6 protein-coding genes are annotated in these 5,994 nt (G+C 69.4%); 1 reads left to right on the plus strand and 5 read right to left on the minus strand.

Annotated elements, in window-relative coordinates:
- The first annotated feature begins 694 nt into the window (after positions 1-694).
- Positions 695-1,741 (plus strand): tryptophan--tRNA ligase, encoded by a 1,047-nt coding sequence (trpS, locus tag L0P92_RS41215; protein ID WP_234768266.1) that lies wholly within the window; start codon positions 695-697, stop codon positions 1,739-1,741.
- A gap of 48 nt (positions 1,742-1,789) precedes the next feature.
- Here the strand turns inward: trpS and proC are convergent, their stop codons facing one another.
- The 5 genes from proC to L0P92_RS41240 form a co-directional block, all read right to left on the minus strand.
- Positions 1,790-2,605 carry a pyrroline-5-carboxylate reductase gene (gene proC / locus L0P92_RS41220; RefSeq protein ID WP_234768267.1) on the minus strand — a complete coding sequence of 272 codons (816 nt, stop codon included), beginning with the start codon at positions 2,603-2,605 and terminating at the stop codon, positions 1,790-1,792.
- A gap of 179 nt (positions 2,606-2,784) precedes the next feature.
- Positions 2,785-3,576, minus strand: coding sequence for an ABC transporter permease (locus L0P92_RS41225; RefSeq protein ID WP_234768268.1), 792 nt, complete (start codon positions 3,574-3,576; stop codon positions 2,785-2,787).
- Positions 3,573-4,373, minus strand: a complete 801-nt coding sequence (locus L0P92_RS41230) for an ABC transporter ATP-binding protein (RefSeq protein WP_234768269.1) — start codon at positions 4,371-4,373, stop codon at positions 3,573-3,575. Before L0P92_RS41230 ends, L0P92_RS41225 begins: the two co-directional genes overlap by 4 nt.
- A gap of 209 nt (positions 4,374-4,582) precedes the next feature.
- A complete protein-coding gene (locus L0P92_RS41235; protein WP_234768270.1) occupies positions 4,583-5,353 on the minus strand; it encodes a class I SAM-dependent methyltransferase in 771 nt (256 codons plus the stop codon).
- A gap of 183 nt (positions 5,354-5,536) precedes the next feature.
- The coding region (locus L0P92_RS41240) for an EamA/RhaT family transporter (protein ID WP_234768271.1) at positions 5,537-5,994 on the minus strand (458 nt) is incomplete at its 5' end.

Genomic DNA, 5,994 nt, shown 5'->3' on the forward strand with positions numbered 1-5,994 from the left:
TGACTTTTGGCACGCTGTTGAGTTCTCAAGGAACGGACGCTTCCTTTGTACTCACCCTCTCGGGCTTTCCTCCGGGCAGTTTCCCTTCGGTCTTGCGTTTCCGACTCTATCAGATCCTTTTCCGATCCGATTTCCTCGGCGCTTTCCAGGTTCCCGCTTCCGCGTTTCCCTTTCCGGCGATTCCGACTCTATCAGATCCTTTCGGGCCTGACTCCCAGTCAGCGGGGCTTGTCTTCGCGGCCGTTGAGCCGTTCCGACGAGTGAGACTTTAGCGGATTCCTTGCTCCCGAGCTAATCGGGGGCTGCGTTCTGTCGAACGCGGATTCCTCATTCCGTAAATACGCATGCCAATAAAACGACGGCAGACAGACCGACTATCGTCGAAGGTTGGCTGGTACTTGCGGAGTGGCTGTCCGGGGACCGACCGGAGTCGGCGCTCACGTCGGACAACTCGGAGAACACTACGGACCGGGTCAGGGCGTGTCAACTTCACGCCGGAGGGCACCCTCGGGGCGTAGTCTGGGACGCATGACGACGCGTACGTGCACCCAACTGTGGTGGGCCGCCTGACGGCGGCCGTAGTTACGTATGCACTCAACGGCCGCCGCCTCGGCGGCCGTTCTCGTTTCTCCCTCCAGAGCTTGTGAGGGTCGGCCGGCCGGGGTCGGCGGCCTCGACCAGGAGGTGGAGAGAGATGACGCTGGTTTTCAGTGGGGTCAAGCCGACCGGGCATCTGACGCTGGGGAACTATCTGGGGGCCATGCGGCGGTGGGCTGACGTCGATCAGCACCAGGCCGACGCGCTGTTCTGCATCGTCGATCTGCACGCGCTGACCGTGGACCACGATCCGGCGCGGGTGCGCAGGCTCAGTCGGCAGGCGGCGACGTTGTTGCTTGCGTCGGGGCTGGATCCGGAGCTGTGCACCGTGTTCGTGCAGAGCCATGTGGATGAGCACGCGCGGCTGTCGTATGTGCTGGAGTGCGTGGCCACGGACGGTGAGATGCGGCGGATGATCCAGTACAAGGAGAAGGCCGCTCGGGAGCGGGAGCGCGGTGGGAGCGTGCGGCTGTCGCTGCTGACGTATCCCGTGCTGATGGCGGCGGACATCCTGGCGTACGGGACGGACGAGGTGCCGGTCGGGGACGATCAGACGCAGCATGTGGAGCTCGCGCGGGATCTGGCGGTTCGGTTCAACCAGCGGTACGGACATACGTTCGTGGTGCCTCGGGCGACGCCGCCGCAGGTGGCGGCTCGGGTGATGAATCTGCAGGATCCCGCTTCGAAGATGGGCAAGAGCGATGACTCCGGGCCGGGGATCGTCTATCTGCTCGATGAGCCGGACGTGGTGCGGAAGAAGGTCATGCGGGCCGTGACCGACAGCGGGCGGGAGGTCGTGTACGACCGGGCCGCTCAGCCGGGGGTGGCGAATCTGCTGGAGATCCTGGCTGCCTGTACGGGTGGGAACCCATCGGAGCTGAGCGGTGTATATGAGTCGTACGGCTCTTTGAAGTCGGCCACCGCGGAGGCCGTGGTCGAGACTCTCAGGCCCGTGCAGGAGAGGCACAGGGAGCTGTGCGCGGATCCTGGCTATGTGGAGGGGGTGCTGCGGGATGGTGCGGAGCGTGCCCGGGCGATGGCCCGGCCGACCGTGGATGCCGCGTATCGGGCGATCGGGTTGCTGCCGGCGGCAGCGGCCGGTGCGGGTGCGGCTGCTACTTCCGATATCGGGGTGACCGTGTAGGTCCAGGGGTGCGCTTGGGCCGCCCGTGGGCGGGGGCGGCCCTGGGCGTCACTTGGTGTTGCTGCCGGAGGCCAGTTCGCGGCTGCGGTCGCGGGCGGCTTCGAGGGCGGCGATGAGGGCGGCCCGTACGCCGTGGTTCTCGAGTTCGCGGATGGCGTTGATGGTGGTGCCGGCGGGGGACGTCACGTTCTCGCGGAGCTTGACGGGGTGTTCGCCGCTGTCGCGGAGCATCGTCGCGGCGCCGATCGCGGACTGGACGATCAGGTCGTGGGCCTTGTCCCGGGGCAGGCCGAGGAGGATGCCGGCGTCGGTCATGGCTTCGACCAGGTAGAAGAAGTACGCCGGGCCGGAGCCGGAGAGGGCGGTGCAGGCGTCCTGCTGTCCCTCGGGGACGCGGAGCGTCTTGCCCACGGCGCCGAAGATCTCCTCGGCGTGGGCGAGGTCGGCTTCGCTGGCGTGGCTGCCGGCGGAGATGACGGACATGGCCTCGTCGACGAGGGCAGGGGTGTTAGTCATGACGCGGACGACGGGTGTGCCGGCGGCGAGTCGGGACTCGAAGAAGGAGGTGGGGATGCCTGCGGCTCCGCTGATGACCAGGCGGTCGGCGGGGACGTGCGGGGCGAGTTCGTCGAGGAGGGTGCCCATGTCCTGCGGCTTGACCGTGAGGATCAGGGTGTCGGCGGTCTTGGCGGCTTCCACGTTGGTGACCGGGGTGACTCCGTAGCGGGTGCGGAGTTCTTCGGCTCGTTCCGCGCGGCGGGCCGTCACCAGGAGGTCGGCCGGGGCCCAGCCGCCGCGGATCATTCCGCTGAGCAGGGCTTCGCCGATCTTGCCGGTGCCGAGGACTGCGACTTTCTGGGTCATGGCTGGGGTGCCCTCCGGGGGTTGCGTCGTCCGGGTTCATCCTCGCACCCGGGGGCGGCTTTGGAGGGAGCGTGTCCGGTGGGCGGACGGGCGGGCGGGCCCGGCCGCTGCGCTGGACCGAGCACGGGCTCGTGGTCCGGCGTGGCTCGGGCCGCGCCCTGGCTCCGAGGCCCGCGCGGTCAGGCGGTCCTGCGTCGCAGGGTCGCCGCGCCGAGGCCGAGGACCAGTAGGGCGCAGCCCGCCACGATCAGGGCGTCGCGTACGAAGTTGGCGGTCATGTCGGTGTGCTTGAGGACTTCGTTCATGCCGTCGACCGCGTAGGACATGGGGAGGACGTTGGAGATGGCCTCGAGGGCGGGGTGCATGTTGTCGCGGGGTGTGAAGAGGCCGCAGAGGAGGAGCTGGGGGAAGATCACGGCCGGCATGAACTGGACGGCCTGGAATTCGGAGGCCGCGAACGCCGAGACGAAGAGACCGAGCGCGGTGCCGAGCAGTGCGTCGAGCAGGGCCACGAGCAGGAGCAGCCAGGGGCTGCCGGTGACGTCCAGGCCGAGGAACCAGAGGGCGAGTCCGGTGGCCAGGGCGGACTGGATGATCGCGAGGGTGCCGAAGGCGAGGGCGTAGCCGGCGATCAGGTCGCCTTTGCCGAGGGGCATGGCGAGGAGGCGTTCGAGGGTGCCGGAGGTGCGTTCGCGCAGGGTGGCGATGGAGGTGACCAGGAACATCGTGATCAGCGGGAAGATCCCGAGGAGGGAGGCGCCGATGTTGTCGAAGGTGCGCGGGCTGCCGTCGAAGACGTAGCGCAGCAGGAACAGCATCACGCAGGGGACGAGGAGCATCAGCGCGATGGTGCGTGGGTCGTGGAGGAGCTGGCGCAGGACCCTGGCGGCGGTGGCGGTGGTGCGGGCGAGGTTGAGGGCGCCGGTGGGAGCCGGGTGGAGCGTGGTGGGCGTACTCGTCGTCGTGGTCATCGCGTGGTCTCCTTCGCGCGGGCGGCCGCGACGGCCTCGTCGACCAGGTGCAGGAAGGCCGCTTCGACCGTCTCGGAGTCCGTACGGGTGCGCAGGGCGTCCGGGGTGTCGTCGGCGAGGATCTGGCCCTCGCGCATGAGGAGGAGGCGGTGGCAGCGCTCGGCCTCGTTCATGACGTGGGAGGAGATGAGGAGGGTGGCGCCGCGGGAGCCGGCGATGTCGTGGAAGAGGGCCCAGAGGTCGCGGCGCAGGACCGGGTCCAGGCCGACCGTCGGTTCGTCCAGGACGAGGAGTTCGGGGGTGCCGAGGAGGGCGACGGCGAGGGAGACGCGGCTGCGCTGGCCGCCTGAGAGGTTGCCGGCCAGGGCGTCGGCGTGGTTGGTGAGGTCGACGTCGGCGATGGCGCGGGTGACGTTCTCGTGGCGCCGGTCGGCGGCGGTGTGGCCGGGGTCGAGGATCGCGGCGAAGTAGGCGAGGTTCTGGCTGATCGTCAGGTCGTCGTAGACGGAGGGAGCTTGGGTGACGTAGCCGATGCGGGTGCGCAGGGTGGGGTGGCCGGCGGGGCGGCCGAGGACGTCGAGGGTGCCGGTGACCTTGGCCTGGGTGCCGACGATGGCCCGCATGAGGGTCGTCTTGCCGCAGCCTGACGGGCCGAGGAGGCCGGTGATCTGGCCGCGCGGGACGGTGAAGTCGAGGTCGCGGAGGACCTGGCGGGTGCCGCGTACGACGTTCAGGGTCTCGGCTCGGATGGCGGGCTCGTCGGGTGGGTCGGATCGGACGGACGAGTAATTCATCATGTGATGAATAATCCTCCGGTGAGTGTGCGGCGTCAAGCGGCGGGGTGGCATGGCGGTGGCGCTGTGGGGGGGTGACATGAGGGCGACATGGCTCGCCCGCCCTCGCCGGATCGTGGCGGGGCGGGCGTAGGAGGGAGGAGGGCAGGAGAAGGAGGAGGGAGCGGTGAGGCTCGGTGGTCGGTGCCGGGGTTCGAAGGAGGGCGACGGTGTCAGGAGGTGGTGGCGACCAGGAGGTCGACGTCGTAGGTCTCTTCGATGATTCCGTCGGGGAAGGCGTCGAGGAGGTGTTGCTTCTCCTCGGTGAGGAAGGCGGTGCTCGCCTCGGTGCCGTGGACCAGGAAGATCGAGTGGCTGCCGATGTTCGCCAGGTGCGTGTCGATGGGGACGCGGCGGCTCCAGCGGACCTTGCGGCGGGTGAAGTCGAGGCGGCCGGTGGGGTCGGCGAGGGCGGCCCGGGCGCCGCTGCCGTTCTGTTCGACGGCGGGATGGTGGCCGAAGCGGCGCTCGATGCGCTGCGCCTGCGCGATGTGCCAGGGGATGTCGAGCGGTGTGGTGTTCCACCACAGGGCGAGTGTGCCGCCGGGGCGTAGTACGCGGAGGGCTTCCGGCGCCGAGTGGGTGGGGTCGGTCCAGTGCCAGGCCTGGGCGTAGGTGATGAAGTCGGCGGAGGCGGTGGCCAGGGGGAGAGCGTTGCCGTTGCCTCGGACGATCGGTATGTCGGGGTGGTTGAGGCGGAACTGGGCTGCCATGCCGTCGCCGGGTTCGACGGCGAGTACGTCGGCGCCGCGAGCGCGCAGGAGGGCGGTGCCGATGCCGGTGCCCGCGCCTACGTCGACGACGCGGGCGCCGGTGAGGGGGCGGCCGGCGAGTTCCTCGATCGCGTCGAAGAGGGCGGGTGGGTAGGAGGGGCGGTTGGCTGCGTACTGGGCTGCTGCGGCGTTGAAGGAGCGGGCGCGGTCGGTGTGGGAAGGGGCCGTCATAGGGCCATGGTGGCCCTGGTTGGTGCGGGGTGCACCGAGTTTGGCGGGAGGTGGTTCGGTGAGTGGTTCGGTGCGTGGTCGAGTGGTGAGTGGCGGGCGTGGCGGCGTGGGGTGGTGCAACTGATGGGGGCGGTTGTCGGCGTGCGTCTCTTGTCTTGCCGAGGGAGGGAGGGTGGCCTGTGGCTAGGTGCGGCGGCGCTTCTTTGAGGGGTTGCCTGTGCGGCGGGTGGTGCGGTTCTCGTGTTGTTTGCGTGCCGTCTCGTATTCCTCGCGGTGGAGCTTCTCTCCGGGGGCCTCGGTGAGGGTGCGGAAGAAGTAGGCGAGGAGGGAGCCGACGAAGCCGATGGCCAGCAGGCCCCGGAGGGAGGCCTGGCGGTCGGGGTCGGGGCGTTTGCTGAAGCTGTCCCAGGTGTGGCGGTAGGCGAGCGCGCTGCAGACCGCGAACATCACGACGACCAGGACGGTGACGAAGCCGCCGATGTCGGAGAGCTGGAGCCCCTCGTAGGCGAAGCGCAGCACCAGGCAGGAGACGGCGGCGGTGGCGAGGGAGCCGATGGACACCGCGGCGCGGCGGGCGGCGTAGCCGTTGTCGTGGTCGACCCAGGTCGTGCCGAAGAAGCGGAGGGGCTCGGGGCGGGGGC

Source organism: Streptomyces muensis (assembly GCF_021474425.1).
GTDB lineage: Bacteria > Actinomycetota > Actinomycetes > Streptomycetales > Streptomycetaceae > Streptomyces > Streptomyces muensis.